This window comes from Variovorax gossypii (genome assembly GCF_003965815.1).
Taxonomy (GTDB): Bacteria; Pseudomonadota; Gammaproteobacteria; order Burkholderiales; family Burkholderiaceae_C; genus Variovorax; species Variovorax gossypii.
The window spans coordinates 278,339-304,568 of the sequence record NZ_RXOE01000002.1; the positions used below are offsets into that span (position 1 = coordinate 278,339).

A 26,230-nucleotide genomic window follows, 5' to 3' on the forward strand; every position below is an offset into this window, starting at 1 on the left:
TCAGCCGCGGCGCGAGCGCTTCGTGGCCGGCATCGTCATCGCCACCACGCCCGCCACGACACAGGCCAGCCCGAGCCATGCCGTCGCCGCCAGCGTCTCGCCGAGGAACACCACGCCGATCGTCACGCCGATGGGCACGCGCAGATAGGCCTGGGCGGCGGTCGACATCGGCCCCAGCGTCTTGATGAGACGGAAGTAGATCGTGAAGGCCAGCGCGGTCGAGAGCACCGCGAGTGCCAGCACCGCCGCCATCGATGCGGCCGACGGCGAAAGCGTCCACGGCCTGTCGACCACGAGGCTCGCGGGCAGCAGCATCGCGGCGCCGCTGACGAGCGAACCCGCGGCCGGCACCATCGGGTCCAGCCCCTTGAACACGCGGCCGAACATCGCGGCGCAGCCGTAGCAGATGGCGGCGGCCACCAGCCCGAGCTGCGCGAGCAGCGAATGCCCGAGCCCGTTCAGCGCCTCGAAGCCGACGATCAGGCAGATGCCCGCGAGGCCCGCGCCGACGCCGAACATGCGGCGCAGCGTTGGTTTGTCGGAACCGCTGAGGCCCAGCCCCAGCAGGAAGATGAAGATCGGCGAGGTCGAGTTGAGGATGGTCGCCAGCCCCGCATCGACGCTGCGCTCCGCCCATGCGATGAGCGTGAAGGGCAGCACGCTGTTCAGGCAGGCCTGCAGCGCGAAGCGGCCCCACATCGCCGGCTCCTTCGGCAGCTTCACGCCGCGCATGCGCAGCACGGCGAGCAGCAGCGCTCCGGCAATGAGCGTGCGCGCCGCGATCAGCGTGACCGGCGGAATGGTCGCGACGCCGATCTTGATGAAGGTGTACGAAGCGCCCCAGCAGGTGGCGAGCAGCGCGAGCAGTGCCCATTCGAGGGCGAGGCTGGCGTGGGGCTTGTCGATGGAGGAGGGTGTTGATGCGTGCATGGTGCGCCGATCATTCCCTCGCCGGCGCGGCCACACTTCGGCCGAGAACGAAGCGTGGATGCCTCAGTGGTCGTGCGCGTGCGGCTTGCTGTTCATGCCACCGTTCAGCAGCGTCGCCAGGTCGACTTCCTGCTCGGCGGCCGCCCCGGCGATCACGCGTTGCTCCAGCTCGTCCAGATGCTCCAGCGCCACGGCCAGCGCCTGGTCGAGCGACTTGCCCGTGGTCAGGGCCTCGATGATCTGCTCATGCTCGCGCGGCGCGCAGCTCGCGGCCTCGGCGGAGTCGTACAGCGCCTTGTAGAGCTCGGTGTTCGAAATGAGCCGCTTGATGTACGACAGCAGCTCCTCGCTGTCCGCCATCTGCGCCAGCAGCAGATGGAAGTCGCCCGCCAGCTTGATCGCGTCCTCGCGCCGGCCTTCCTTGAAGGCCTTCTGCTCCGCCTGCACGTGCTTGCGCAGCGCGGCCACCTGTTCGCGCGAGAGGTTGCCGAACAGCGTGGTCACCAGTCCGGCCTCGACGATGCGGCGCGCGCGGTAGATGCCGCGCATGTCTTCGATGGAGGGGTTGGGCACGAAGGCGCCGCGGTTGTGCTCCAGCACCAGCCGCTTTTCCGACCCCAGCCGCGCCAGCACCTTGCGCACCGCGCCGCGCGTGCAGCCCAGCGCCTCGGCCAGCGCGCGTTCGCGCAGCGGGGTTCCGGGCCGCAGCTTGCCGCTGAGCAGTGCCTTCGACACGGCGGCGTAGACGCGTTCGTCCACGTTCGCGTCGTCGGCTTCCGTGAGTTCGGGGGAGGGGGCGGTCGCTGGGGTCTTGCGGGCGGCGGAGGGCATAGGCAGCCGGATTATTGCTTGCGCGATGTCTCCCCCGGGTAAGCCCTTGGATTGACTCGCCCGGTCGTGCTCCGTACCATTCGCGCCGTTTGGTTAACCAAAATAAATTGTATGGTTAACCAAAATTCGAGAAAATCCCAACCAGAGACATGAATCGAGGCTCTCCATGAAATCCGCCAAATGGCTTGCCGCACTGCCGGTCGCCGCCTTCTTCAGCGGGGGATGGCTGTCCTCCATCGCGCCCACCTTCGTGCTCGGCATGCCCTTCCTGATGGTGTGGAACGTCAGCTGGCTGGTGCTGACCTCGCTGATCATGGTGGTCATCGATCGCGCAGAGGGCGACATCGACGCGCCTTCGGCCAACGGAGACGCGCGATGAACGCCGCGCTCGGAGTCATTGCCCTGTTCGTCGTCGGCGCGCTGGGCCTCGCGGTGCTCGCGCGGCGCGGCCGCACCATGAACCTCGAGCAATGGGCGCTCGGCGGGCGCGGGCTGGGCGCCATCATGGTGTTCCTGCTGATGGCGGGCGAGTCGTTCTCCACCTTCACCTTCCTGGGCGCGAGCGGCTGGTCTTACAGCAAGGGCACGCCGGCCTTCTACATCCTGGCCTACGGCGGGCTGGCCTACCTCATGGCCTTCTGGATGCTGCCGGCCGTCTGGCGCTACGCCACCACGCACAAGCTGGTGTCGTTCTCGGACTTCTTCGCGCACAAGTACGACAGCCGCCCGCTCGGCGTGCTGGTGTCGGTGGTGGCGCTCATGGGCATGGTCGCGCTGCTGACCATCCAGTTGCGCGGGCTCGGCATCATCGTGTCGGAGGCCTCGTACGGCTCCATCGCGCCGCAGGTGGCGATCTGGATCGGCACGCTGGTGATGGTGAGCTACATCCTGTTCTCGGGCATCCACGGCTCGGCCAGCATCGCGATCGTGAAGGACATCCTGATCCTCGCGCTCGCCGTGTTCCTCGGCATCTACCTGCCGTGGCACTACTACGGCGGCGTCGCGCCCATGTTCACCGCCATCCACGCCGCCAACCCCGGCTTCTTCGAGTTTCCGAAGGAAGGCCTGAACCTCACCTGGTACAACTCGACCATCCTGCTGACGGCGCTGGGCTACTACCTCTACCCGTTCAACCTCACCTCGGTGTACGCGGCAAAGAGCGCGAGCGCAGTGCGGCGCAACACCATCCTGATGCCGCTGTACCAGGTGGTCATCGCCTTCCTGTTCCTGGTCGGCTTCGCGGCCATCCTGCAGGTGCCGGGGCTCAAGGGCTCCGACGTGGACCTGGCCCTCTTCGGCCTCGTCAAGCACACCTTCGACCCGTGGTTCGTCGGCGTGATCGGCGGCACGGGCGTGCTCACCGCGCTGGTGCCTGGCTCGATGTCCTGCTCACGGCCTCCACCGTGATCGGCAAGAACGTCTACAAGGAAGGCTTCGCGCCCCACGCCACCGACAAACAGGTCTCGCGCGTGGCGCGCGGCGTGCTGCCGGTGTTCGCGCTGGTGGCGGTGTACTTCGTGCTGCGCGGCGGCACCACCATCGTGGCCGTTGCCATCTTCGCATCGAGCCTGCTCACGCAGCTGCTGCCCTCGCTGCTCTTCAGCCTCAAGAAGAAGCCCTTCGGCAACAAGCACGCAGCCTTCGCGGGCATCCTGGCCGGCGGCGCCGTGCTGGCCTACATGATGACCACGAGCTCGAACCTCGGTACGCTGTTCCCGGCCGCGCCGGTGGTCTTCAAGTCGCTCAACACCGGGCTCGTGGCTCTGGCGACCAACGCGCTGGTGTTCGTGATCGTCGCGCTCGTCACCCCGCGCACGACGCCGCGCGCCGCCATCGCGCAGCCGGCCTGATGAAGATTTTTTCGAGAAACGGATTCCCACCATGTCATCGCTCCTGATCCGCAACGTGCGCCCCATGGGTGCTTCCCCGGTCGACGTGCGGGTGCAGGACGGACGCATCGCCGAGATCGGCACCGCGCTGGCAGCGCCCGCTGGCGCCGCCGTCGAGGAAGGCCACGGCGCCTTGCTGCTGCCCGGCCTCGTCGAAGGTCACACCCACCTCGACAAGACGATGTGGGGCATGGACTGGTACCGCAACGAAGTCGGCACGAACCTCACCGACAAGATCGAGAACGAGCGCGCCTTCCGCCATGCCAGCGGGCACGACGCGGCTGCGCAGTCGCTGGTGCTCGCCAAGGCATTCCTCGCGCTCGGCACCACGCGGCTACGCACGCACGTCGACGTCGACACGCAGGCCGGCCTGCGCCATCTCGAAGGCACCCTGCGCACGCGCGAGGTGCTGCGCGAAGTGCAGCAGATCCAGGTCGTCGCCTTTCCGCAATCGGGCCTGCTGGGCCGGCCCGGCACCGCCGAGCTGCTCGACCAGTCGCTGGCGATGGGCGCCGACGTGCTCGGCGGCCTCGACCCCTGCGCCATCGATGGCGACCCGGTGAAGTCGCTCGACGTGCTTTTCAACATCGCCCACAAGCATCAGCGCCCCGTCGACATCCACCTGCACGAGCCCGGCGCCATGGGTGCCTTCTCGCTCGACCTGATCCTGCAGCGCACCGAGGCGCTGGGCATGCAGGGCAAGGTCGCCATCAGCCACGGCTTCTGCCTCGGTGATGTAGGCGCTGGGGTGAGCGAACGCGAGCGCGATGCATTGCTCGCCCGCATGGCGAAGCTGGGCGTGGTGCTCATCACCAGCGCGCCGCCTTCGCGCACCGTGCCGCCGCTCATGGCGTGCCGGCAGGCCGGCGTGACCGTGCTCGGCGGCAACGACGGCATCCGCGACACCTGGTCGCCCTACGGCAACCCCGACATGCTCGAGCGCGCCATGATCATCGGCCTGCGCTACAACCTGCGCCGCGACGACGAGATCGAAGTGGCGCTCGACACCGTCACCCACTCCGGCGCGCGCGGCTGCGGCTTCGAGAACTACGGCCTCGTGCCCGGCAACCGCGCCGATCTCGTGCTGGTCGACGCGCAGACCGTCGCGCACGCCGTCGTCTCGCGGCCGGTGCGCAAGCTGGTGGTGGCGGGTGGGCGCGTCGTCGCGCGCAACGGCATGCTGAGCGCCGATCTGGCGGCCTTGTGAAGGCGGGGGGCAAGCACGACGGGGGCATCGCCTTCGCGATCGTCATCGTGCTGGTGGCGCTGAATCTGCGCGCCTTTCTCACGTCGAGCAGCCCGCTGCTCGAACCCATCCGCACGGCGACCGGCATCGGCTTCCACGCGGTGGCGTTGCTGACGGTGCTGCCGATGTTCGCGATGGGCGCCACCTCGCTCTTCGGCGCCGCCGTCGGCCAGCGCATCGGCGCACGCGGCGGCGTCGCGCTCGGGCTCGTGGCCATCGCCGTGGCCTGTGCCAGCCGCTACGTGGCCGGCGGCGCTGCGGCGCTGCTGTGGAGCGCCGCGCTCGCGGGCGCGGGCGTGGGCCTTGTGCAGGCGCTGATGCCCGGCGTGGTGAAGCAGGCCTACCCGGCGCGCATCGGCGTGATGACGGGGCTGTACTCCGCCGCCATCATGGGCGGCGGCGGACTTGGCGCCATGGCCAGCCCGTGGGTCGCGCATGCACTGGGCGGCGACAAGGGGTCCGACTGGCACGCAGGCCTCGCGATCTGGGCCCTGCTCGCGACCTTCGCGCTGCTTTACTGGCTCAACATGCGGCGCATCGAATCCACTTCCGCCGCCGAGGCGCCGGGCCTTCGCGGCCTCTCGTGGCTGCGCTGCTTCGCGAGCCGCCGCGCATGGCTGCTGGCCGCGTGCTTCGGCCTCATCAACGGCGGCTACACCAGCCTCGTCGCGTGGCTGCCGCACTTCTACGCGCAGCAGGGCTGGACCGCGCAGCAGGGCGGCTCCGTGCTCGCGCTAATGACCGCCGCGCAGGTGGTCGCCGCGCTCGCGATGCCCGCCATCGCGCGCAGCCGAGGGCGCGACCTGCGGCCCTGGCTGGTGCTCACGCTCGTCGCGCAACTCGCAGGCTTCTGTGCGCTGACCTTCGACGCGCCCGTGCCGGCAGTCGCCATCGCCGTCGTCCTGGGCTTCGGCCTCGGCGGTGCGTTCTCGCTGTGCATGGTGCTCGCGCTCGACCATCTGCCCGACCCCGCGCAGGCCGGTGCCCTCGCGGGCTTCATGCAGGGCGTCGGCTTCATGATCGCCGCGCTCGCGCCCTTCGTCACCGGCTGGGTGCGCGAGCAGACCGGCGGCTTCACGCTCGCGTGGGCCTATCTCGCGGCGGTCGTAGTGGTGCTGCTGCCGCTCATGCTGCGATTCGATCCGCGTCGCTATGCAGCCGCCACGGCGGGCCTCTTCGTTGCGCGCGGCACCCAAGCCGGCGCACCATCTATCACCGCGCTCGACAGCGCGGCCACCAGAAAGGTCTGAACACGATGTACCAGGAACAGTTCATGCAGCGGGCGATCGCTCTCTCCGCACAAGCGCTGAGCGAGCCCGGCACCGAGCCCTTCGGTGCCGTCGTCGTGAAAGACGGCGTGATCGTCGGCGAAGGCTTCAACCATTCCGTCGCGCACCACGACCCGACATCGCATGGCGAAGTCGAAGCGATCCGCGATGCATGCCGCAAGCTCGGCACTGTCAACCTGCAGGGCTGCGAGCTCTACACCTCGTGCGAGCCCTGCGCCATGTGCGTGGCGGCGATGCACATCGCGGGCATCGCGAAGCTGTACTACGCGGCCTCGCTCGCGCAGTCTGGCAAGGCCTTCGATGGCGTGACGGTGGCGGCTCGGCATCCGATCGATGTGGATGCGCTGCGCGCCGAGGCTGGTGCGACGCTTGTGCAGCGCAGTTTGCCTGCGGAGCAGAAGATGGATCGCGAGGCAGTGGAGATTCTTTCGGACTGGGCTGCGACGCGCAAGGCTTCCTGAGCACCTGCGACAGCCGCTGGAGCGGCTGAAATACCCGCCTCGTATGCTCTCGAAAAGAACAGGTTTCGAGAACAGAAAGGGGAGGGTTCATGACTATCGAAGGTAGGGGCGCGAGCTCGGTCGCGTATGACCGAGTGGGAGCGCAAGACGAGGCAATCCGATGAGAGTTGCATTGCGCCTTGTGCTGAACGTGCTGGCCTGGGCCGTGTCGATCCCGGTCCTCAACGTCTGCATGACGGCATTGGAGCGGCATCGGATCCTTCCTGTGTCCGGGTTCGTTGCCGCAGTCGTGGCGCTCGTGCTGCTTCTCTGGGCAGTCGCGATCTACTGGCGCTGCGTTCCAAGCGCGCCGAGCATCGTGGCGCGCGTGGCCTATCTCCTGATCTTCGTGGCGGCGATGGTGCTGGTGGGCCTGGGCGCGCTCTGGGCCGCGTTCTGGACTTCGGTCTCGACCTTCGGGCTCTAGCGTCCTGCAAGAGCCCGCGCGCCGCAGTTACTTGAGCGCCGAAACGACCGCATCGAAGAACGGAACCGTTGGAATGCCGGTCGCCGTCGGGTTGGTCTGCGCTCCCCAGATGACGATCACGACCTTTTCCTTGCGGTTGATGTAGATCTGCTGGCCCATGATCCCGACCGCGAAGAATGCGCCGTCCACCGCGGACTGGCTGCTCTTGTTGGTGGGGATCCACCACATGTAGCCGTAGTCCGATGCGGTGCCGGTGCTCAGTACCTTGGGAGAGCCCGCGTCCGTGACCCATCCCGTGGGCAGCAGTTGCTGCCCGCCGGCAAAGCCGTCGTTCATGACGAACATGCCGAAGCGACCATAGTCGCGCAAGGTCGCGCTGATGCCGCCAGCCGCGAACTCGATGCCGTCCGGTGAGTCCAGCCACCAGTTGGCCTGTGCTTCCATGCCGAGCTTGGACCAGACCTTCTCGGACAGGTACTGCGCCAGCGGCTTCTTGACCGCGTTGTAGACGATCTCGCCGGCCACCCGCGCCTCACCGGTGCTGTAGTTGTACACGGAGCCCGGCGCGGCCACGCGAGGCAGCTTGCTCATGAGGTCCATGGTCGAACCCGGCTTCTGGCTGAGCTGTGCTTCCAGCAACTGACGGCGATCGGATGTGGGGTCGGTGTAGGTCTCGTTCCATTTCACGCCAGAGGCCATCATCAGCACATTGCGCACCGTGACGCCGTCGTAGGCGGTCCCCGCCAACCGAGGCACGTACTTGACCACCTGGTCGTCGAGGCTGGCGATGTAGCCGTCCTTCACCGCCAGGCCGACCAGTGTCGACGTGATCGACTTGGCCACCGACATGGACATCCAGCGGGTCTTCTGCGTGTTGCCGTACTGGTAGGTTTCGTTGGCGATCTTGCCGTCCTTCAGGATCAGCAAACCGGCCACGCGGTTGGCGGCCATGAAGTCGGCCATGCTGTAGGTCGCGCCGCCAGTCGAGAAGCTCAGCTGGGTCAACTGGGAGGCGGCCGCGGGCAGCGCGTAGGGCGTGCCGCCGGGCTCGATCGTCCGTGTCGGGAACAGCCGGTCGGTGTTGCGGTACGTGTTGACGGCGAGATCCGGAGACAGGGCGCCGTCGTAGATCTGGCGGACCGTGCCGATGGGCTCCGAGGCATGCGGATAGCCGCTGCCGCTGCCCGGATTGCCGCCGCCACTGGCAGGGGGAGGTGCCGCGACGATGGGCAGGACCGCACCGCCTCCACCACCACCTCCGCCGCCTCCACCACCGCAGGCCGCCAGCAGCACTGCGGCTGCAATCAGCGAAACCGACAACGCGGCACGCACCGGGCGCACAACGACAAACACCCTCCGGACACCTTGATCCACGCGAATCTCCTCGTCTGTTTGTTGGTGATGGCACCTGCGCGCCATGGGCAAGGCATTGCACCTTGCCGCCGCGGATGATCGCACTCATGCGCTCCGGCACCAAACCTGCCGTCGGGATTCACGACGATGTTGTTACTCACCACTCCGCCAGCCTCTGAATAGAGTGACCTCACGGCGCCACTTGAAGTGCGCCAAGAGGAGCTGGCAATGTTCATCACCAGAAGCAGCGATAGCGGCAGCGGCAGCGCGACCAAGCCGTCTTCAGCTCGCGTCGCGCGTGCGCTCGAAATCCATCGAAGCGTGGCGGCGTGCAACGCGCACATCGCGCGCGGCGGCGACAGCACACACGCACTCACCGCAGCGCTGATGCTGCCTTGCTACAAGGCCGAATTCCGCAACCTCGCGCTCGCATTGACCTCGGACGAGGAGCGCGAACTTAGGTACGCGCTCGATGCGCTTTGCGATTGCGCCACATGAAGAAGAGAACCTTCGCGCCAATTTTCGGCGCTCGAGGTTTCATTCCGAATGCTTGCGCGGCTTGCGGAATTACAGAGTTGGATTGAACGGGATTCCACTCGTAGCGGCAAACATGCCGAGCGCCCAGACTCCGCTTCCCCGGCCGGGAAGTCATTTCATGGAAGTCATTTCTCTTGAAAGGAGTTGGCAATGGCGGAAAAGCAGAAATTCACCATCCTCTCGTTCGTTGGCGGTGGCATACGGGGCCTGATGTCGGTCACCATCCTGAACAAGCTGTACACGAAGTACCCGCAGATCATCGACAACACCGACCTCATCGCCGGATGCTCGACGGGCTCGATCATCACCAGCGAACTGCTCGCGGGAACGAAGCCGCAGGACCTCATCACCTTCTTCACCACGAAGGAGATCGACTTCTACAACAAGATGAACACGGATCCGAACGTGCCCGCGTACTCGATCGACGAGGTCTTCGCCTCGCAGCTCAAGTTGCACCCCACGGCGAAGGTGTCCGACCTCGGGCGCTGCGCGCTGTTCGTGTCGTTCAACGTCGGCGGTGCCGGGCTGAAGGACGGCGTGAAAACGCCGACGCCGTGGGAGCCGGTCATGTACACGAACATGATCGCGGACCACGGCGACGTGCTGGTCGCAAAGGCGGCCACGTCCAGCGGCGCGATGCCGGGGCAATTGGGCTCGTACGAAGGCAACATCGATGGCGCCTTCTTCAACCACGATCCGACGGTTGCCGCCATCGCGCTGGCCGTGAAGGCCGGGTACGCGCTGGAGGACATCACGGCCATCACCATCGGCACCGGCCTCATGTACGACTGGATCGTGAGCGACACCCACAACTGGGGCGCCAACCAGTGGATGACCGGTACGCCCAATCCGTTCAACGTCACGCCGCCCTTTCTCATGAACCAGTCCACGCCCGGGCCGGTGCTCGACGCGAGCCTCAGCGGCACGTCGGCCCAGATCATGCCCATGCTCGCCGGATTCCTGCTGGGCGACCGCTACGCGAACGTGAACCCGACGCTGCCCTTCTTCATTCCGGAGAACACCACCTACCCGCAGGCCATCGACCTGTTGCAGTCCAAGGGCAAGTCGGCCGACACCGCGAAGGCCGAGGCGCTGCTCCAGGCCTACTGGGTGAACCACTCGCTCGGTCCCGTCACGCCCCCCGCACACGCCTCCGCCAATCGCGCGTGAGCGGCACCCCCGAACGCATTCCCGAAACAGGAGGAACGATGTCGATCACTGAAGAGAACACTGCCGAAGCAGCCGCCGGCGTCCTGGACTCGCAGGACCTCGGCCCGCATGTCATCCAGCAATTGCTGCCCACCCGCTACGTGCTCGATGTGGACGGCGGCAGCACGAAAGAAGGCACCGCGGTCATCTCATGGACGCGCAAGTCGGACAAGGGCAGCACCAACCAGCAATGGATGTTCGTTCCCGCCGGAGGGAACAACCCGGGATGGTGGTATCTGCAGACGAACATGGGCACGGGCCTCGTGATGACCGTGGTACCCAAAGGCATTGTCCCGGTGCCTCCACCCACACCCATCGTGATGATGAGGAAGGGCGCTGTTGCCGACAGCAGCCTGCAGCTCTGGTGCCTGCTGCCCACCGAGAAACTCGGCTACTGGTACATCCAGAACAAGAGCGGTGCGAGCAACTCGGCGACGCCGATGATCCTCACGCTCGACGGCGACAAGACCGCTGCGCGTGCAGTGCTTGGCGCCATCAGCTTCACCGGGTTTGAGACTCAGGCCTGGGGGTTTGCACCGGCGTAGTCGCAGCAGCACGCAGAGCAGTCAGTCCCAGGCCGGCGATAGACCGGCCGGGTCTGTCAGGCGCTCATTGCGGTCGAGCGCCGCGATCTGCGCCATATCGGCGTCCGTCAGCTTCAGCTGCAGCGCCTTCAGGTTGCCCTCGAGGTTCGCGCGCTTGGTGGACGACGGAATCACCGCGTAGTCCAGCTGCATCGCCCATGCCAGCACCACCTGCGCGGTGGTTGCGCCGTGCGCCTTGGCAATCGCCTCGATCACCGGGTCGTTGATGACCTTGCCGTAGGCCAGCGTCATGTAAGAAGTGATGTGGATGCCGGCGCTCTTCGCGAAGTCAGCCACCTTGCGGTTCTGCAGGTAGGGGTGCAGCTCGATCTGGTTGGTGGCGATGTTCTGCGCGCCCACGGCCGCGATGGCTTCCTTCATCAGCGCGATGTTGAAGTTCGACACGCCGATGTGCTTGGTGAGCCCCTGCGCCCTGGCTTCGGCCAGCGCGCCCATGAACTCGGCCACCGGCACCGCGTTGCCGGGCGAGGGCCAGTGGATCAGCGTCAGGTCGACGTGGTCGGTGCGCAGCTTCGCGAGGCTGTCCTTCAGGCTGGGCACCAGCTTGCCCTTGGCGTAGTTGTCGGTCCAGATCTTCGTGGTGATGAAGAGGCTCTCGCGGGCCACGCCGCTTTCGGCAATCGCCTGGCCCACCTCGGCCTCGTTGCCGTAGATCTGCGCCGTGTCGATGGTGCGGTAGCCCACGTCGAGGCCGTTCTTCACCGAGTCGATGACCACCTGACCCTTCAGGCGGAAGGTGCCGAGGCCGAAGGCGGGAATGGGGTTCTTCGTGACGTTCGTGTTCATGGTGTTGTCCTTGTGCGTTGAAAAGAGAAGAAGAAAGAGAGAAGAGGAAAGGGACGCTCAGTGCCCGACCGGCACCGGCCCCGAAGCCCGCACCGGAATGCCGGCACGGCGGTCGAGCGTTCCGCTCCATTGCGTGAGGGCCAGCGACACCAGCACAACGAGTGCGCCAATCCACGGCGTGTGCATCAGCCCCAGGTGGGTCACGATCAGGCCCCCGGCCCAGGCCGCGCCGGCAATGCCCAGGTTGAAGGCCGCGATGTTCAGGCCCGAGGCCACGTCCACCGCCTGCGGCGTGAAGCGCTCGGCCTGCTTCACCACGTACACCTGCAGCCCCGGCACGTTGCCGAAAGCCACCGCGCCCCACATCAGCACGGCCAGCAGCGCCAGCCACTTGTGCGGCGCCGCGAAGTTGAAGAGCAGCAGCACCGCGGCCAGCAGCGCGAAGATGATCTTCAGCGCCGGAATCGGGCCCTTGCGGTCGGCCAGCTTGCCGCCCCAGATGTTGCCCACCGCCACCGACACGCCGTAAACCAGCATCACCCAGCCCACGGCGCCGGCGCTGAAGCCCGACACCTCCGTGAGGATCGGCGCGAGGAACGTGAACGGAATGAACGAGCCGCCATAGCCGATGGCCGTCTTCGCATACACCAGCAGCAGGCGCGGCTCGGCCAGCACCTTGGCCTGCTGCGCCAGCGAGGCCGGCGGCGTGTGGCGGATGTTGCCGGGCACGAAGACCCAGCTGCCGACGAACGCGACCACGCCCAGGGCAGACACGGCCAGGAAAGTCTCGCGCCAGCCGAAGTGCTGCCCGATGAACGTGCCCAGCGGCACGCCCGTGACCAGCGCCACCGTGAGGCCCGTGAACATGATCGCGATGGCGCTCGCCGCCTTTTCCTTCGGCACCAGGCCGGTGGCAATCGTCGAGCCGATGGAGAAGAACACCCCGTGCGCCAGCCCCGTGAGCACGCGGGCGGCAATCAGCGATTCATAGCTCGGCGCCTTCCACGCCAGCAGATTGCCGAGCGTGAACAGCGCCATCAGCCCGAGCAGCAGCGCCTTGCGCGGCAGCTTGCCCGTGAGCGCGGTGAGCACCGGCGCGCCGATGGCGACGCCCAGTGCATAGAGGCTGACCAGCAGGCCGGCGGAGGGGAGGCCGATGTTGAGGTCGGCAGCGACTGTGGGGATGAGGCCAACGATGACGAACTCTGTCGTTCCGATGGCGAAGGCGCTGAGGGTTAGCGCCAGTAGGGCGATGGGCATGAGGGCACTCCTTCTTGGATGGGAGGAGTGTCTTGCGACTATCCTTGCAGATAAATGGGAGATCTGGCAGAAGATAGTTGCGGTTAACTCAAGAGTAGATCGCTCGGGACGGGTGGCAAAGAGTCGGTCGACAAAGGTCGCGTGCGACTGGCAGGGTTACCCGGGAAACGAATGCGAAGCATCTGTTGCGTATCGTTTTACTGTGTTAATCTGCAGTGGTTCTGCCTCCACGGCATCACCGTGGTGGTTGCTGAACGGCGAACCTCGGCCAGAATGTGCCACGTGCCCTACGGTGGCGAGCACATCGAACAGCGCCTCGCCGTGGGATGTGCTTTACGAAGCCGCCCACGCCCGGTGCCTCTGCCAGGTACAACCCTCCGTCCCCGAATTCACTTGGGGGGTTGGTCGAAGCTGTGACGGCGATCGCCAAGACGGAGATGCGGAGTTCGGGATCGAGGTGCGCGTCGAAGCTAGTTTTCGGCGTGAGCCGCCAGCTAGTAAGCCGAAATCTTCGCCAATGACGTTGTTTATCAAGATCAAGGGCTATGGAGTGAAACTTATGTTGATGGCGGTATTGGTTGCCTCCACGGCATCACCGTGGTGGTTGCTGAACGGCGAACCTCGGCCACAATGTGCCACGTGCCCTACGGTGGCGAGCACATCGAACAGCGCCTCGCCGTGGGATGTGCTTTACTAAGCCGCCCACGCCCGGTGCCTCTGTCATGCAGCTGGAAGGGGACTTCGTAGTAGCCAGCATGCCGCGACTTCATGGCTAAACCTGCCATTGAAGTCATTGCTTCATCTACAGCGCTCAACGCTGCGTGGAAGCGTGTCTCTCGTGGAAAGCTTGCTGGGCCTTCGGCGTTCCGATTGGGCATAGACGGCGAGTCTCTGGAGTCATTCGCTCAAACTCTTGAGACGCACCTTATGCAACTATCTTCCCGGTTGCGTAGTGGGCAATTTAAGTTTGGTTCCCTCCAGCCCTTCCTCATACCGAAGAGCGATGGAAAGAACCGTCTGATCTGCGTCCCCAACGTTGGTGATCGCGTCGTACAGAGAGCCATTCTTGACTACCTTACTCCCAAGAATGGGGGATGGCTGGCCAATGGCGTTAGTTTTGGTTTTGTCCCTGATTTGGGTGTGCCAGACGCCGTCAAGCTGGCAGTCAAATATCGAGGGACGCGGCCGTGGGTATTTAAGACGGACATCACTGCATTCTTTGATCGCATCGACAGAAAGCAACTTCTAGATCGTGTGCGATCACAGTTGCGGCAGAGGAGCCTCCATCCACTGATCGAGTCGGCAATTGGCTGCGAAATCCTGGCTCAGAGCGAGAGGATGCGAAAGAGCCTAAAAGCAATGGATATCCGAGAGGGGCGAGGTGTTCGACAAGGAATGCCTTTGTCGCCATTCTTTGCTAACCTTGTGCTTGCACCATTCGATCGAGCGTGTACGGAAAGAGGGCTGGCCGCCATACGATATGCGGACGACTTAATCTTCTTCGCAGCATCCCAAGTGGAAGCTGTGGAGCTTCAAGAATTCTGTCTGAAGCAACTGGATGCTCTAAATCTCCAGATTCCTGCGCTTGGCACTGGCTCAAAAACTCAGATATATGGGCCTGATGAGCCCGCAGAGTTTCTCGGCGTTGAACTGCGCCTTGCCATTGCAGGGGGCTACGAGGTTGCAATCTCTCCGTCGCACATGCAGAAGATCAAGCAGCGCATCTATTCCTATGGAAATCTGCAGGAGCTTCGGATGAGAGGTCTCGATGTGACTAGGTTTGGAAATTCGTTGCGATCCTCCGTCGCAGCCTACGGCGCGACGTACTCCTATTGCAGCAACTCCCAAGACCTGCTCAATCACTTGGATTCTTGGCGAAAAGTAACGATGACCAGCATCGTCAAAGCCCTTGGATTGGACCCCGGAAAGCTAACTGCAGATCAACGCTGGTTTCTTGGAGTCGACTGAAAGCGAAGCGGCTTGACTAACCAGGGAGAGAGGTCGATGTGAGTGCTACACCTTTGCCAGAATGGAAGCAGTATCAAGAGGAGGTCGCATCTTTTTTTCGTAGCTTAGGTCTTGAAGCGGAGACTGACGTAACTGTTGAGGGAACACGCACGAAACACGCCATAGACGTACTTGTCAAAGCCCGTCGGGTTGGCTTTGACGTGGTATGGGTAGTTGAATGCAAATACTGGAAAGATCCAGTATCGAAGTTGCATGTTTTGGGTCTTCGGCAAATCGTCAATGACATTGGTGCCGATCGAGGGATTCTGTTGTGTGAGGTCGGTTTTCAGCGTGGCGCGGTGGAAGCTTCAGTTCTATCCAATGTTCATCTTTCATCGCTTGCTGACGTTAGAAATAGAACCCGCCAAGAGTTATGCGCTGCGCGAATCGGTGAGCTATACGAACGTTTCGCGACTGCACGCTACCAGTACTGGGAGATACCTAAGGGTGTTCGTATCGCAATGGGCCTGCGACAAGAAATTGCCTACTGGTACTCTGGATCCGCGGTGCTTCAGTTTGCAGATGACCTCCTCGCAAAATCGCTCCGAGGTATTTATCCAATATCGGACGTAATGATGCCGGGGCCTGATGGTCCAAGCGTGCCTACGTTCTCTTCAGCGGAAGAGGTGATTGAGATCCTAGATCCGATGATGTGTGACCTTGAGAAGAGGTTGCAAGCGTGCTTCGACATTCGAGACCGATGGAGAGAGATCGAACACCAACGGTCATAGTGGGTTTGTTGCAGTGTTTGTTGACGCGTAAGAGTCCGGTCGTTCCGCTTGGGAAACTAGATCCGGTGACAGCCTACTTGGATCTTGATTTCTGCACTTTAGGAGTTGACCGTCGTCGATATACTGCGCCGTCGCGCAAAAAAAAGCGCGATCGGGTTTGGAAGCCCGCCAAAACCCCTGCGACGAGAGCCGCAGGAACCGCACATGGTCTGCGGCTTTTTCGTTCGCGCTGCTTTTTTAGGCGGCTCGAACGGGAGGGCGCGAGCCCTGCCGGTTTCTCTTCAAGGGGTTTTCCGGTCTTCCAACCTGTTCGAGCTGCCGCCATCGTTTGGAAGCGGGGGCGGTGGCTGTAGCAAACCAAAATCCCTTGGGAGGCCTTTCATGGCTGCATCTGCTCACGCGTCAGCACAATCTCGTGCTCCAGACCCCGCATCCCCCAACCTCGACGACCTCGCCCTACAAGCCTGCGACGACGCCGAAAACCTCAACGACGTGATGCGCGCCTACGCCGCGCTCAGGAAGCTCGTCGACACCAGCGCCCTGAGCGACAGCGAGGAACTCACCCCCAGCCGCACCGAACTGAGCGCCTTGCTCGGTGTGCTCAACGACGCGCTGACGGCGCGCATCGATGCCATCAACCTCGCGGCCGGCGCGGTGCGCGAAGCGCTGCAAGTGCGCGAGCCAGGCCTCGCGTGAGGTAGCGGCGAAGAGGCGATCAATCGACGAGTCAGCCCCACCACGCTGCCTTCGAGACAGATTGACCTCAGCCGCAAGACCATGACGCATGATGGCGGGCCACCCCGGTAACCCCCAGTCATGCAACGAACCTTGATGCGCGCATTGGCGCTCTGCTGCGCTTGCGCCGCCTTGATGGTGGCGGGCGCATGCACCTCGACGCTCGAGAGGCCGCCCGCTGCCGCGGATGCGGCCACCTATCCGGCCGCTTCGTGGCAAGCTATTCCTGCATCGTCCCTGAGCGATGCGTGTCGGCGCGACCTCGATGCGGCGCGCGACTACCTGCATACGCTGGACTCCACCGCCCTCATGGCTGTGCAGGACGGCCGCGTGCTGTTCAGCTACGGCCCCGTGCAGACGGTCAGCATCGTGTTCTCCGCGCGCAAGAGCGTGTTGTCGATGATGTACGGCAAGTACGTGGCGAACGGCACGATCGATCTCGACCGCTCTCTTGCCGACCTGGGCATCGACGACATCGGCGGCCTGCTGCCGGTCGAGCGCCAGGCGCGCGTGCGCGACCTGCTTTCGGCGCGCTCCGGTGTCTATCACGCGGCAGCCAACGGTGGCGACGATGCGTCCGCCGCACCGGCACGCGGGTCACAGAAGCCCGGAAGCTACTTCCTCTACAACAACTGGGACTTCAACGCGGCCGGCACGGTGTTCGAGCAGCTGACCGGACGCAGCATCTACCGGACGTTCGCGGACGACCTCGCGACGCCCCTTGCGCTCGAAGACTTCGACCTGGCCCGCCACAAGCGAAGCGGCAATGCCAGGCTGTCGCAGCACCTGGCCTACCCCTTCTTCCTGTCCACCCGCGACATGGCGCGGCTGGGCTACCTGATGCTGAAAGAGGGCAACTGGCGTGGGCAGCAACTGATTCCGGCCGACTGGGTCAGGCAGATGACGCAGCAGCGAACGCCCTCCACGGACATGCATCCGCCGCACACGGCTCGCCGGGGCTTCGGGTATGGCTACCTTTGGTGGCTGCTGGAAGAGCCTCCAGGCTCGCCGCTGAGCGGCGCCTACATGGCCTGGGGCGTCCATGGCCAGTACATCCTCGTGATTCCGAAACGGCAGATGGTGGTTGCGCACAAGCGCGAGGTGCCGGTGGCGGGCAACTGGAATGTGAGCTGGGTCGCGCCGAAGGACTTTCTGCGCGCGGTCCGCATGATTGCGGCTGCTCCCTGTCACTGAGTGAAGGCTGAGTGAGGGCTGAGCGAGGGCTGAGCTGCGAGGGTGACGCTGAGGGGCCTTCAATTCCCTTGCAGCATGAAAGCGTCTTGGCGCACGTCTACCGCTTGAAACCGGGAATCGGGACTGGGTTGCAGTCCGGCAGTTTCAGGCCCTCGACGTCCGGGTAGAGCTGGAGCGAGGCGAAATCGTTACTGTCATCCAGGCCATTCACGGGTGACCTGTACCCACGAGCGACGGTGGTAATCGGAAGCTCGGTTTTCAACAGCATGCGCAGCGCTCTCGCTGCATTGGCTGCACGCTGCTCAGCCAACGCCTTTGCCTCGTGTGGCGCCGCACCGGATGCCCCGACCTCGATCGAGGCACGCGTGTACGTGGAGAAATTTGCATAGGAGCGATCCAGCCATTGGGAAAGCTTGATGACCTGCGATCGATCCAGTGCCGCTGAGTTTCCCTCGAAACTCAGTTGTGTCTGCACGATATAGCTGCATGCTGATGCTTGGCAGACAGTCAGCGCTACGGACAGCAAGGCGATGCATTTAGCCTTCATAAGGCTCACCCCATACACCAATCAGCGCGGGCCAATGGCCGAAGAAATCGACCATCGGGCCGTCGTAAGGCAGCACCCTTCCACCAGCGGCCGGTGGATCACCGACCAAGACAACTCTGCGCATATCCTGAAACCTCCCTTGCTGAGTCGGGGAGTTGTAGAAGGATGCGCGTGTTGACACTGTGGACCAATGTCAACCGGCTACAGATTTTTCACGCTGGCTGGAGTTTTTGAATTCGAAGATGCGCCGCGTGCTGACGCGGTTCAAATCTTCCCTTCGAGCAGGTCGTGTTCGAGCTGGTCAGGATCGTCAGGCGGCCGCCCCGTCTGGCGGGCCCTCGCCACGATCTTTCATCTCCCCCAGCATCCACTCCCGAAACGCCACGACCCGCGCATCCTCGCTGCTCCCCTGCGGACACACCAGGTAGTACGCATACGGCTGCGCCATGCGCACGCCGACGTCGAACAGCCGCACCAGCCGCCCCTGCGCCAGGTCGCCCGCGATCATGTCCAGGTCGGCCAGCCCCACGGCGCCGCTTTCGAGCACGGCCTGCACCACGAAGCTCGAATCGGTAAAGCCCACGAGCCGGCTGTCGTCGATGTCGTTGCTGTCCACGCCGGCCGCGGCCATCCACATGCGCCAGTCGGGCCAGGTCATGGTGTCGGTCTTCCAGTCGACAAAACAGAGCGTGAGGTTGTGGCGCAGCAGGTCGCGCGGCTCGTTCAGCGGCGGCCCGGTCTCGATGAGCCTGGGGCTGCACACGGGCACGATGAGGGTGTCGAACAGCCGGTCGGCGCGCGCGCCTTCGTAGCTACCGGTGCCGAAGCGGATGGCAATGTCGATGTCGTCGGCCTCGAAGTCGCGCAGCTCGTCGGCGATGTCGAAGCTCAGCTCCAGCCCTGGGTTGGCGGCCCTGAATTTCGGCAGCCTCGGCAGCAGCCAGTTGGTGGCAAAGCGCGCGCTCAGCGACACGCGCAGGTGCGCCGCGCTGCGCGTGAGCTTGCGCGCGCGGCCGGCGGCGCGGTGCAGGCTGTCGAGTGCGTCGGCGGTGGCCTCGAACATCACGGCGCCGGCGGGCGTGAGCTGGATGCTGCGGCTGGTGCGCGTGAAGAGCACCACGCCGAGCTGGTCTTCGATTTCCTTGATCTGGTAGCTCACGGCCGCGGGCGTGAGCCCCACTTCGTCGGCCGCGCGCGTGAAGTTCAGGTGCCGCGCGGCCGCCTCGAAGGTGCGCAGGGCGCGGGTGCCGGGGAGCATGCGGCTGTTGCCGTTGCTGCTATTGCTGCTGCTGTTGTTCGTCATCGGCGTGGATGCCATCGATCTTCAAGCTCCGTTTGACGGTTCGTTGAGAACTACTCGTTTCTCATCGCGGGGCGGGCGCGGGACGATCGGGCCAATCAAGAAACCATGGATTGATTGGAGCAATCGGATGTCTGCCAGCCTGAACCCGCGCGACGCGCGCCCTGACGATGAGGGCGCTGCTGTTGTTGTTGTTGATGTTGTCGGTGTCGCCGCGACGGAGAGAAACAAGGACCCCCTGCATTGGCCCGCGCGCATGTGGATCGCGCTGCTCATCTTCAGCGGCGTGATTCTGCTCGATGGGCTCGACATCTCGATGATCGCGGTGGCAATCCCCGAGATCCAGCATGCCTTCGGCATCGGCGCGGCCACGGCGCAGTGGCTGGTCAGCGCGTACATCCTGGCCTTCGGCGGTTTTCTGCTGCTGGGCGGGCGTTGTGCCGATTTGTTCGGCCGCAGGCGAGTGCTGGTGACGGGGCTGGCGGTGTTCGCGCTGGTGTCGGTGGGCGGCGCCTTCGCCACCGACGCGGGGTTGCTGATCGTCTCGCGTTTCGTCAAAGGCATGGCGGCGGGCTTCACCGGGCCGGCCGCGATGTCGCTGCTGACCACCACCTTTGCCGAAGGGCCGGCGCGCAACAAGGCCTTCGGCATCTTCAACCTGTTCGAGGCCTCGGGGTACTCGTCGGGCCTGCTCATCGGCGGGCTGCTGGCGGCGCTGAACTGGCGCTACATCTTCGTGCTGCCGATTCCGGTCGCGGTGCTGCTGTTGCTCGCCGCGCTGCGCTACCTGCCGCCCGATGCGCCGCGTGTGAAAGGAGCGCAGCGGCCGCGACTCGACATCGGCGGCGCCGTCACGCTGGTGGCGGGCATGCTGCTGATGGTGTTCACCGTGGTGTCGGTGGAAGAGGCGGGCTGGTCGTCGCCGCGCACCCTCATCGGCTTCGCGGTGGCCGCGGCGCTGCTGGCGGCTTTCGTCGTCATCGAACGCACGGTGAAAGAGCCGCTGGTGCGGCTGGGCATCTTCCGCAACCGCGCACTGGTGGCCGCCAACATCAGCGCCGCGCTGCTGTACGGCGGCGCGATGGGCTTCCAGTTTCTGATCGCGCTGTACCTGCAGAACATCCAGGGCTGGAAGCCGTGGCAGATGGCGCTGGTGCTGCTGCCGGCCGGGCTGATGGTGGTGGTGATCGGCCCGAAGATCGGCGCGCTCATCAGCCGCTTCGGCGTGACGCGCGTGCTGATGGTCGGCCTGCTGGCCTTCGTGCCGTGCTATCTGCTGATGCTGCGCATCGGGCCCGAGCCTGATCTGTGGGGCGTGCTGCTGCCGGCTTCGGTGCTGTGGGGGCTGGGGTTCGCGCTGAGCATCTCGGCGCTGATGGTGGCGGGGACGAACGGCGTGGCCGACGATGAGCAGGGGCTGGCGGCCGGGTTGCTGAACAGCTCGCTGCAGGTGGGTGGGGCTTGCGGGTTGGCGGTGCTGACTGCGGCGATTGGGCCTGGGACGGAGTTGGGGATGCTTTATGCGGGGGTGTGGGTGATTCTTGGGTTTGCCGTGTTGACGTTGGTGGCACAGGGGGTGGGCCTCAAGCGGAGTTAGTCGACCTGCAGGGCAGGTCGACCCGTCTTGCATCAGCGCTCCAAACCATCCGGTCGGCCGGGATTGCACCCTGGCAGCTTCGAGGTCTTGAGGTTCGGATAAAGCTGTATCGCCGCGAAGTCGTTGACCTCAGGGTCTGTACTCTTTCTCTCTCGGTAGCTATGCGAAAACTGCTCGACCTCGATGGGCACGGGAAAGAGGCCCGTCAACGCACGCGTCGTGTTGTCGGCTCGCATTCTTGCGAGCCGCATCGCGTCTTCCGATGTTCTGCTCGGCAACTTGACAGTCGCTCCAGCTTCTACGCCGGCACTTTCATAAATTGCGAACATCGCGTCGGCACGACTGACCCAACCCGTCAGCCGTTCGATCTGGGCCTGATCGAGTTCAGCAGAACCATCTGCAAACGTCAAAGTGATCTGAATGATTCGCTGACATGCCGCGACGTGGCTGCAAGCTGCGACCAGAGTCAGTATCAGAAGCCACTTAGCTCGCATAGAAGACCTCACCCCACACAACATAGCCGGCAATACTGTCCGCGTTTCTTTTCATTCCCGCTGGGTCGCGTCTTGCTGCCGCACGAGATTGGCTCAAGTGATAAATCGTATCGAGGCTGCTAAAAGTGTCGTCGAAGTGCGTTACTTCGTGGATGAGCGTCGAGAGCTGTGAATCATGAGTTGCGGAAAGGTCTCGCAGATCGCAAAACGGGATATTGATTGCGATGGTTCGCGTTGCAAGATCCGGCTTGCAAACCATTGCAATCGTCTCATCGTCATACTTGGGCACGATGCAGCTGAGCCCTTTCCCTTCAGGCGTAAGCCGAATGAAGTTCTTGCAGGTCATCCCTTTCAGCACGCTTTCGCACGATGCCAAGCCTTTCCGTAGGTATTCCCGCATTGAGTGGTCTGCGACACCAAACCACTCTTCTACCCTCGAAATGTCATCGGCATCCCAGCGTTCCAACTCGGGGAGGCGCTTCTGCGCAATGAGATAGATTGCCTTGTCTCGCAATTCCAGCATCTTGTCGCAGAACTGCTTGTTGGTCATGTTGGGGCAGATTTTTTCCGTCTGCTCGGCTTCGCGAGGATGCTTGACGACGGCATCAACCAGCTTCTTGCTTGCAGCAACCGTCTCGGGATCTCCAGAAAACCATCCTGGCGATGCGATCAGATTGCTGTTCAAACCCGCGTGCGCGGTGTGAGCGCCGTCGTCGTACTCTGCTGAATGCGGCTGCGCGGAGATGATCGGTTGGGGGGCCGGGCATTGGCACACGACTACGTCGCCCTCCAGTGCTATCTCCGCTATGAACTGCGGACGCCGTGGCCCTCCGGCCTTGGCGATGATGCCAATGCCGTTGCAGCCTTCGCAGTAGGCCCTGCCTCCGATCAAGGCGACTCGATGGCCGTGCATATCGATCATCGGGCCGTCGTAAGGCAACACTCGGCCGCCGGTAGTCGGCGGATCGCCGACTACGAGAAATTTGCGCATCATCCTGAAACCTCCCTGTTGTGTCCGGGAGTTGTAGAAGGATGTCAGTGTTGACACTGTGGACTAGTGTCAGCCGGCTAGAAATTTTTCACGGGCATCGGCGTTTTGATTGGAAGAACGCGTCTCTTTATGTGGCGCTTTTTCCTCATCGCGGCGAAGGCGGCTTGTAAAGCGGGTCGTCCCTTTGACAAGGGCATTCGTGGGGGCATGCCGGCAGGAATTCGACGTCCACGCCAAGCACACTTTGCTGCTTCTCTCCTCTTAGGTTCTTTGACGAAGAAGGCGCGACCACGTGGGACCGCTCAGGGAGCCGGACCTTCGCCTCTTCGAGTCCAAGGTTGTCCCTGAGAACACGGGCGACGTTGTGTGCACGTTCCATTCCCAGGCTATTGGATGGATGCTCCCCGGGCTCGGTCATCGCGTGGAGGGTGATGGACCCATGGTTCGGATACATCACCCGAAGATCCGCCATCCAGTGCGCCAGTTTCGACACCCGTGCGGCGGACACAGAGGCGGAGTTCTTTTCGAAGTACACGTAGGCGGCCTTGATCGGGCTGCATGCGTGAGCGAAGGAAGCGGCCGACATCGCTAGGGCGACAGGCAAAAGCCAGAAGCCGGATTTGCACGCTGCAGGACGGTGCCTGCGACTCATGCCGTGAAGTTCTCGATCCATTCAGTACCCCTGTTGAGTTGATGACCCGAGAGGTGTACGCGCCAACGCCGGAAATCACTGTTGTCTATCGTCAATCCTCCGCTCGTATTTCACGGCCCGACTCGCATTCGATTTGTGCGGGCCTTACCCCCACAACAAAAAGGTGAAATCCCCCCGCTGCATCCGAACCCCTCTCCAGTGCGTAAACGCCCCAGCAGCGAGGAGCTGCTGCCGTCCGTCTACCCATCTACAACCAGGAGAACCCTCATGCACACCACCCGTCTCATCGCCGCGCTCGGCGTCGTCCCGGCCGCTGCCGTGCTCGTCACCGCATGCGGCTCGATGTCTTCAGGCTCCATGGCCCCAGCATTCAACCAGTCGAGCCTGCCGCCGACGATCCAGGTGCCGGCCGGCAACAAGGTCGCCATGGAAACCGTGGGCAAGGGCGACATCACCTACGAGTGCCGCGACAAGGCCAATGCGCCCGGCCAGACCGAATGGGTGTTCGTCGGCCCCGACGCCAAGCTGTGGGACCGCGGCGGCAAGCAGGTCGGCAAGTACTACGGCCCGCCGGCCACCTGGGAGTCGAACGATGGCTCGAAGCTCACGGCCACGCAGTTGGCGGTGGCGCCTTCGGGGCCAACGAGCCTGCCGTTCCAGCTCGTCAAGGCGAATCCGGCCGTGGGCACCGGTGCGATGACGGGCGTGACCTATATCCAGCGCGTGGCATTGCAAGGCGGTGTGGCGCCGGCGAATGTGCCGTGCACGCCGGCCACCAAGGGCCAGAAACAGGTCGTGCAGTACCAGGCCGACTACATCTTCTGGAAGGCGTCCTGAGCGCAGGGGGCGGTCAGGCCTGCGTGGCGCCGGTCTTCCTGCGGGCGGCCACGGCCGAAGCAACACCGATCGCCCCCACCAGCAGGCACACCGCAAAGATCACCCCGCGCGTCTGCGTCGCATCCGCGAACGCGCCCACGATCAGCCCGGCCAGCGGTTGCGTCAGGTTGTTCAGCAGCACGATCACGCCGGTGGTCTTGCCGTAGTCCTGCGCCGGAATGATCCGCTGGCGGTGGATGCGGATGTAGATGCTGAACATCTTGTCGAAGCCGATCACCAGCAGGAAGCCGGCCGCATAGCCCCAGTGGCTGGTGCTCGCGGCGGTGAGCAGGCCGCCGGCCAGTATCAGTGCGTAGGCGGTGACGCCCATGCGCCTGAGCGGGATCGACCCGCGAATGATCGCCAGCAGGATCGCGATGGTGGCGACGGCCCCGAGCGTCTGCAGCCCGGCGTAGTAGGTGGCCGAGCGCTGGTGCAGGCCGGTGACCATCGCGGCGGCGGATGCCAGGGTGGTGCCGAGCATCAGGTTGACGCCGGATGTGAGCATGGTCAGGCGCAGCAGTCCCGGCAGGCGCAGCACGTGGCCGAGGGCCGTGATGATGGGCTGCAGGAAGTGGCCCGGCGCGCCCTGCGGCTCGTGCAGCCGCACGGAGTTGCCGCGGCGCCAGTACGAGGTGGCGACGTCGGCCAGCAGGAAGAAGCCTGCGGCCGCGCCGACCACCGCCTGCCACGGCCACAGCGCGAACAGCGCAGCGGCCACCAGCGGGCCGAGCACGGTGCCGGTCTGTTCGGCGGTCTGCGCATAGGCCAGCACCTTGTCGAAGCCGTGCTGCGTGGCGATCTGCGGCAGCATCACTTCGCGGGCCATCACGCCCTGGGTGGTGAGCACGCCGCACACCGCCGAGAGGCCGACCAGCCAGCCGATGCCGCCCATGGCCTCGTTGGCCAGCACGCCGAGCACGCAGACCAGCGCGCGAAGAATCTGGCTGCCGCGCAGCAGCTTGAGCGGCGACACGCGGTCGCACAGCGCGCCGCAGACGGGAAACGACAGAAAGCGCGGCAGCGTCTCGGCAGCGAAGGCGTAGCCGGACCACGCCACGTCCTGCGTCACCTGGAACACCACCAGCGGCACCAGGAACAGCAGGATCTGGTCGGCGAGCCTGGAAAGGAACAGCGAGAAAAGAAAGGCCGGGAACTTCATCGCGCCGTCATGTCCCGCGCAGACCCCGAGGGGAGAAGGGTGAGAGGCGCGGTGAGGGCGGGCATGCGCTGAAGATAATCGAAACATGATCGCGCTCGACTGCTACTACAGCCTCTCCTCTCCCTGGGCCTACCTCGGCGGCCCCCAGCTTCAAGACATCGTGCGCCGCCACCACGTGCGGCTCACGCTCAAGCCCTACGACTTCCAGGCCGTGGTGCCGCAGACCGGCGGCATTCCGCTGAAGACGCGCCCCGAGCCGCGCCGCACGTACCACGCGCTCGAGCTCGCGCGCTGGAGCGACTACCTCGGCATGCCGATGAACCTGGAGCCCGCGCACTACCCGAAGGGCGCGCCCACCGATCCGAACTGGAACAAGTACCCGGGCTGGATGGTGATCGCCGCCCAGCTGCGGGGCCTCGACGCGCAACCGCTGTCGCACGCGCTGCTTCGCGCGCTGTGGGCCGAGGAGCGCGACACCTCGAAGGCCGAGGTGCGCATCGCCGTGGCCGACGAGAACGGCTACGACGGCGCCTCGCTGCAGGCGATGGAGCAGTCGGCCGAGGTGCTGGCGGTGTACCGCGCGAACAGCGCGGAGGCGGTGGAAGCGGGCGTGTTCGGCGCGCCGACCTTCATCCTGAATGGTGAGCGCTTCTGGGGACAGGACCGGCTCGCGTTTCTCGACCGGGCGCTGGACAAGTTGCGCGCGGCGGGCTGAGCGCCCTGCAAAGGCCGAGTCGATGATCGACCGTATCGTGTCGAAGCACGGAGAGGTCTTTGCCGTCATCGACTACAGGGCCGATGAAGACGTCCCGTACTGTTTCTCCGCCCGAGTTCTCGAGAACCGGTTTCCGCAAGAGCTGGTCGCGCTCATCGATGAGTACAACAGCCTCGTCGACGACGGCGTGCTTTCGCTGCTCGACGACGTCGAAGAGCAGATCTACGCCTACGGGCTGAGGTTGATCGATCTCGACGAGAAGCTGTTCTGCATCCGTCTGGATGACGAGACTTCCATGTGGTTCTTTACGAGATATCCGACGGCTGGCGGTTTCGTGTCCGACTATCCGAGAGCATCCGGATAGGTC

26 protein-coding genes and 1 pseudogene are annotated in these 26,230 nt (G+C 64.3%); 17 read left to right on the top strand and 10 right to left on the bottom strand.

What is annotated here, in order from left to right; translation table 11 throughout:
* The gene (locus EJP69_RS09010; RefSeq protein WP_126469546.1) at positions 1-930 is read right to left on the bottom strand and encodes a DMT family transporter; all 930 of its coding nucleotides are present in this window, start codon (positions 928-930) and stop codon (positions 1-3) included.
* A gap of 63 nt (positions 931-993) precedes the next feature.
* On the bottom strand, positions 994-1,761 hold the full coding sequence (locus EJP69_RS09015) for a GntR family transcriptional regulator (RefSeq protein WP_093197057.1): 768 nt from the start codon (positions 1,759-1,761) through the stop codon (positions 994-996).
* 166 nt (positions 1,762-1,927) lie between these two features.
* On the opposite strand from EJP69_RS09015, the gene EJP69_RS09020 reads away from it, so the two are divergent.
* From EJP69_RS09020 to EJP69_RS09045, 6 genes and pseudogenes are all read left to right on the top strand, one after another.
* The gene (locus EJP69_RS09020; protein ID WP_093197054.1) at positions 1,928-2,140 is read left to right on the top strand and encodes a DUF3311 domain-containing protein; all 213 of its coding nucleotides are present in this window, start codon (positions 1,928-1,930) and stop codon (positions 2,138-2,140) included.
* Positions 2,137-3,611 (top strand): annotated as a pseudogene (locus EJP69_RS09025) (sodium:solute symporter family protein). The gene EJP69_RS09020 and the pseudogene EJP69_RS09025 overlap by 4 nt, the downstream one beginning before the upstream one ends.
* A gap of 31 nt (positions 3,612-3,642) precedes the next feature.
* Complete coding sequence (locus tag EJP69_RS09030; protein ID WP_126469548.1) at positions 3,643-4,857, top strand: amidohydrolase family protein; 1,215 nt, start codon at positions 3,643-3,645, stop codon at positions 4,855-4,857.
* Positions 4,854-6,146 (top strand): cyanate transporter, encoded by a 1,293-nt coding sequence (locus EJP69_RS09035; protein WP_126469550.1) that lies wholly within the window; start codon positions 4,854-4,856, stop codon positions 6,144-6,146. The genes EJP69_RS09030 and EJP69_RS09035 overlap by 4 nt, the downstream gene beginning before the upstream one ends.
* Before the next feature lie 5 nt (positions 6,147-6,151).
* Positions 6,152-6,646: a nucleoside deaminase gene (locus EJP69_RS09040; RefSeq protein WP_126469552.1), complete on the top strand. Its 495-nt coding sequence runs from the start codon at positions 6,152-6,154 to the stop codon at positions 6,644-6,646.
* Between the two features lie 160 nt (positions 6,647-6,806).
* The gene (locus EJP69_RS09045) at positions 6,807-7,112 is read left to right on the top strand and encodes a hypothetical protein (RefSeq protein ID WP_126469554.1); all 306 of its coding nucleotides are present in this window, start codon (positions 6,807-6,809) and stop codon (positions 7,110-7,112) included.
* A 27-nt stretch (positions 7,113-7,139) separates the two neighbouring features.
* Here EJP69_RS09045 and EJP69_RS09050 read toward each other — a convergent pair whose 3' ends face one another.
* Positions 7,140-8,465 carry a serine hydrolase domain-containing protein gene (locus EJP69_RS09050; protein ID WP_240652095.1) on the bottom strand — a complete coding sequence of 442 codons (1,326 nt, stop codon included), beginning with the start codon at positions 8,463-8,465 and terminating at the stop codon, positions 7,140-7,142.
* A 228-nt stretch (positions 8,466-8,693) separates the two neighbouring features.
* On the opposite strand from EJP69_RS09050, the gene EJP69_RS09055 reads away from it, so the two are divergent.
* From EJP69_RS09055 to EJP69_RS09065, 3 genes are all read left to right on the top strand, one after another.
* The gene (locus EJP69_RS09055; RefSeq protein WP_126469558.1) at positions 8,694-8,963 is read left to right on the top strand and encodes a hypothetical protein; all 270 of its coding nucleotides are present in this window, start codon (positions 8,694-8,696) and stop codon (positions 8,961-8,963) included.
* Between the two features lie 189 nt (positions 8,964-9,152).
* The gene (locus EJP69_RS09060; RefSeq protein WP_126469560.1) at positions 9,153-10,172 is read left to right on the top strand and encodes a patatin-like phospholipase family protein; all 1,020 of its coding nucleotides are present in this window, start codon (positions 9,153-9,155) and stop codon (positions 10,170-10,172) included.
* A gap of 38 nt (positions 10,173-10,210) precedes the next feature.
* Positions 10,211-10,756 carry an RICIN domain-containing protein gene (locus EJP69_RS09065; RefSeq protein WP_093197033.1) on the top strand — a complete coding sequence of 182 codons (546 nt, stop codon included), beginning with the start codon at positions 10,211-10,213 and terminating at the stop codon, positions 10,754-10,756.
* A 21-nt stretch (positions 10,757-10,777) separates the two neighbouring features.
* On the opposite strand, the gene dkgB is transcribed toward EJP69_RS09065, so the two are convergent.
* On the bottom strand, positions 10,778-11,602 hold the full coding sequence (gene dkgB / locus EJP69_RS09070; RefSeq protein WP_126469564.1) for a 2,5-didehydrogluconate reductase DkgB: 825 nt from the start codon (positions 11,600-11,602) through the stop codon (positions 10,778-10,780).
* Between the two features lie 57 nt (positions 11,603-11,659).
* A complete protein-coding gene (locus EJP69_RS09075; protein WP_126469566.1) occupies positions 11,660-12,862 on the bottom strand; it encodes an MFS transporter in 1,203 nt (400 codons plus the stop codon).
* A 768-nt stretch (positions 12,863-13,630) separates the two neighbouring features.
* Between EJP69_RS09075 and EJP69_RS09080 the strand changes: the two genes are divergently transcribed.
* The 4 genes from EJP69_RS09080 to EJP69_RS09095 all read left to right on the top strand — a co-directional run bounded on the left by EJP69_RS09080 (position 13,631) and on the right by EJP69_RS09095 (position 17,529).
* Positions 13,631-14,830: a reverse transcriptase domain-containing protein gene (locus EJP69_RS09080; RefSeq protein ID WP_126469568.1), complete on the top strand. Its 1,200-nt coding sequence runs from the start codon at positions 13,631-13,633 to the stop codon at positions 14,828-14,830.
* A gap of 38 nt (positions 14,831-14,868) precedes the next feature.
* The gene (locus tag EJP69_RS09085; RefSeq protein ID WP_206169306.1) at positions 14,869-15,600 is read left to right on the top strand and encodes a restriction endonuclease; all 732 of its coding nucleotides are present in this window, start codon (positions 14,869-14,871) and stop codon (positions 15,598-15,600) included.
* Positions 15,601-15,981: 381 nt separating this feature from the next.
* Positions 15,982-16,296: a hypothetical protein gene (locus EJP69_RS09090; protein ID WP_126469570.1), complete on the top strand. Its 315-nt coding sequence runs from the start codon at positions 15,982-15,984 to the stop codon at positions 16,294-16,296.
* A gap of 120 nt (positions 16,297-16,416) precedes the next feature.
* Positions 16,417-17,529 carry a serine hydrolase domain-containing protein gene (locus EJP69_RS09095; RefSeq protein WP_126469571.1) on the top strand — a complete coding sequence of 371 codons (1,113 nt, stop codon included), beginning with the start codon at positions 16,417-16,419 and terminating at the stop codon, positions 17,527-17,529.
* Between the two features lie 97 nt (positions 17,530-17,626).
* Here EJP69_RS09095 and EJP69_RS09100 read toward each other — a convergent pair whose 3' ends face one another.
* The gene (locus EJP69_RS09100; protein ID WP_126469573.1) at positions 17,627-18,004 is read right to left on the bottom strand and encodes a hypothetical protein; all 378 of its coding nucleotides are present in this window, start codon (positions 18,002-18,004) and stop codon (positions 17,627-17,629) included.
* Positions 18,005-18,386: 382 nt separating this feature from the next.
* Positions 18,387-19,379 (bottom strand): LysR substrate-binding domain-containing protein, encoded by a 993-nt coding sequence (locus EJP69_RS09105; protein WP_126469575.1) that lies wholly within the window; start codon positions 19,377-19,379, stop codon positions 18,387-18,389.
* On the opposite strand from EJP69_RS09105, the gene EJP69_RS09110 reads away from it, so the two are divergent.
* Positions 19,333-20,973: an MFS transporter gene (locus tag EJP69_RS09110; protein WP_240652096.1), complete on the top strand. Its 1,641-nt coding sequence runs from the start codon at positions 19,333-19,335 to the stop codon at positions 20,971-20,973. The genes EJP69_RS09105 and EJP69_RS09110 overlap by 47 nt on opposite strands.
* A 32-nt stretch (positions 20,974-21,005) precedes the next feature.
* Here the strand turns inward: EJP69_RS09110 and EJP69_RS09115 are convergent, their stop codons facing one another.
* A complete protein-coding gene (locus tag EJP69_RS09115) occupies positions 21,006-21,383 on the bottom strand; it encodes a hypothetical protein (RefSeq protein ID WP_126469577.1) in 378 nt (125 codons plus the stop codon).
* Between the two features lie 73 nt (positions 21,384-21,456).
* Positions 21,457-22,461, bottom strand: coding sequence for a M35 family metalloendopeptidase (locus EJP69_RS09120; RefSeq protein WP_126469579.1), 1,005 nt, complete (start codon positions 22,459-22,461; stop codon positions 21,457-21,459).
* A gap of 916 nt (positions 22,462-23,377) precedes the next feature.
* Here EJP69_RS09120 and EJP69_RS09125 point away from each other — a divergent pair.
* Positions 23,378-23,947, top strand: coding sequence for a DUF3455 domain-containing protein (locus EJP69_RS09125; protein WP_093197004.1), 570 nt, complete (start codon positions 23,378-23,380; stop codon positions 23,945-23,947).
* Between the two features lie 13 nt (positions 23,948-23,960).
* Here the strand turns inward: EJP69_RS09125 and EJP69_RS09130 are convergent, their stop codons facing one another.
* On the bottom strand, positions 23,961-25,148 hold the full coding sequence (locus EJP69_RS09130; RefSeq protein ID WP_126469581.1) for an MFS transporter: 1,188 nt from the start codon (positions 25,146-25,148) through the stop codon (positions 23,961-23,963).
* An 85-nt stretch (positions 25,149-25,233) separates the two neighbouring features.
* Between EJP69_RS09130 and EJP69_RS09135 the strand changes: the two genes are divergently transcribed.
* Together EJP69_RS09135 and EJP69_RS09140 are read left to right on the top strand one after the other, a co-directional pair.
* Positions 25,234-25,863: a 2-hydroxychromene-2-carboxylate isomerase gene (locus EJP69_RS09135; protein WP_126469583.1), complete on the top strand. Its 630-nt coding sequence runs from the start codon at positions 25,234-25,236 to the stop codon at positions 25,861-25,863.
* 22 nt (positions 25,864-25,885) lie between these two features.
* The gene (locus EJP69_RS09140) at positions 25,886-26,227 is read left to right on the top strand and encodes a hypothetical protein (RefSeq protein WP_126469585.1); all 342 of its coding nucleotides are present in this window, start codon (positions 25,886-25,888) and stop codon (positions 26,225-26,227) included.
* Positions 26,228-26,230 lie beyond the last annotated feature (3 nt).

Excerpts from the sequence above, each read along its gene's own strand:
- EJP69_RS09010 (WP_126469546.1), bottom strand. The coding sequence starts at position 930 with ATGCACGCATCAACACCCTCCTCCATCGACAAGCCCCACGCCAGCCTC.
- EJP69_RS09015 (WP_093197057.1), bottom strand. The coding sequence starts at position 1,761 with ATGCCCTCCGCCGCCCGCAAGACCCCAGCGACCGCCCCCTCCCCCGAA.
- EJP69_RS09020 (WP_093197054.1), top strand. The coding sequence starts at position 1,928 with ATGAAATCCGCCAAATGGCTTGCCGCACTGCCGGTCGCCGCCTTCTTC.
- EJP69_RS09030 (WP_126469548.1), top strand. The coding sequence starts at position 3,643 with ATGTCATCGCTCCTGATCCGCAACGTGCGCCCCATGGGTGCTTCCCCG.
- EJP69_RS09040 (WP_126469552.1), top strand. The coding sequence starts at position 6,152 with ATGTACCAGGAACAGTTCATGCAGCGGGCGATCGCTCTCTCCGCACAA.
- EJP69_RS09045 (WP_126469554.1), top strand. The coding sequence starts at position 6,807 with ATGAGAGTTGCATTGCGCCTTGTGCTGAACGTGCTGGCCTGGGCCGTG.
- EJP69_RS09055 (WP_126469558.1), top strand. The coding sequence starts at position 8,694 with ATGTTCATCACCAGAAGCAGCGATAGCGGCAGCGGCAGCGCGACCAAG.
- EJP69_RS09060 (WP_126469560.1), top strand. The coding sequence starts at position 9,153 with ATGGCGGAAAAGCAGAAATTCACCATCCTCTCGTTCGTTGGCGGTGGC.
- EJP69_RS09065 (WP_093197033.1), top strand. The coding sequence starts at position 10,211 with ATGTCGATCACTGAAGAGAACACTGCCGAAGCAGCCGCCGGCGTCCTG.
- dkgB (WP_126469564.1), bottom strand. The coding sequence starts at position 11,602 with ATGAACACGAACGTCACGAAGAACCCCATTCCCGCCTTCGGCCTCGGC.
- EJP69_RS09075 (WP_126469566.1), bottom strand. The coding sequence starts at position 12,862 with ATGCCCATCGCCCTACTGGCGCTAACCCTCAGCGCCTTCGCCATCGGA.
- EJP69_RS09080 (WP_126469568.1), top strand. The coding sequence starts at position 13,631 with ATGGCTAAACCTGCCATTGAAGTCATTGCTTCATCTACAGCGCTCAAC.
- EJP69_RS09090 (WP_126469570.1), top strand. The coding sequence starts at position 15,982 with ATGGCTGCATCTGCTCACGCGTCAGCACAATCTCGTGCTCCAGACCCC.
- EJP69_RS09095 (WP_126469571.1), top strand. The coding sequence starts at position 16,417 with ATGCAACGAACCTTGATGCGCGCATTGGCGCTCTGCTGCGCTTGCGCC.
- EJP69_RS09110 (WP_240652096.1), top strand. The coding sequence starts at position 19,333 with ATGCGGCTGTTGCCGTTGCTGCTATTGCTGCTGCTGTTGTTCGTCATC.
- EJP69_RS09105 (WP_126469575.1), bottom strand. The coding sequence starts at position 19,379 with ATGACGAACAACAGCAGCAGCAATAGCAGCAACGGCAACAGCCGCATG.
- EJP69_RS09120 (WP_126469579.1), bottom strand. The coding sequence starts at position 22,461 with ATGATGCGCAAATTTCTCGTAGTCGGCGATCCGCCGACTACCGGCGGC.
- EJP69_RS09125 (WP_093197004.1), top strand. The coding sequence starts at position 23,378 with ATGCACACCACCCGTCTCATCGCCGCGCTCGGCGTCGTCCCGGCCGCT.
- EJP69_RS09130 (WP_126469581.1), bottom strand. The coding sequence starts at position 25,148 with ATGAAGTTCCCGGCCTTTCTTTTCTCGCTGTTCCTTTCCAGGCTCGCC.
- EJP69_RS09135 (WP_126469583.1), top strand. The coding sequence starts at position 25,234 with ATGATCGCGCTCGACTGCTACTACAGCCTCTCCTCTCCCTGGGCCTAC.
- EJP69_RS09140 (WP_126469585.1), top strand. The coding sequence starts at position 25,886 with ATGATCGACCGTATCGTGTCGAAGCACGGAGAGGTCTTTGCCGTCATC.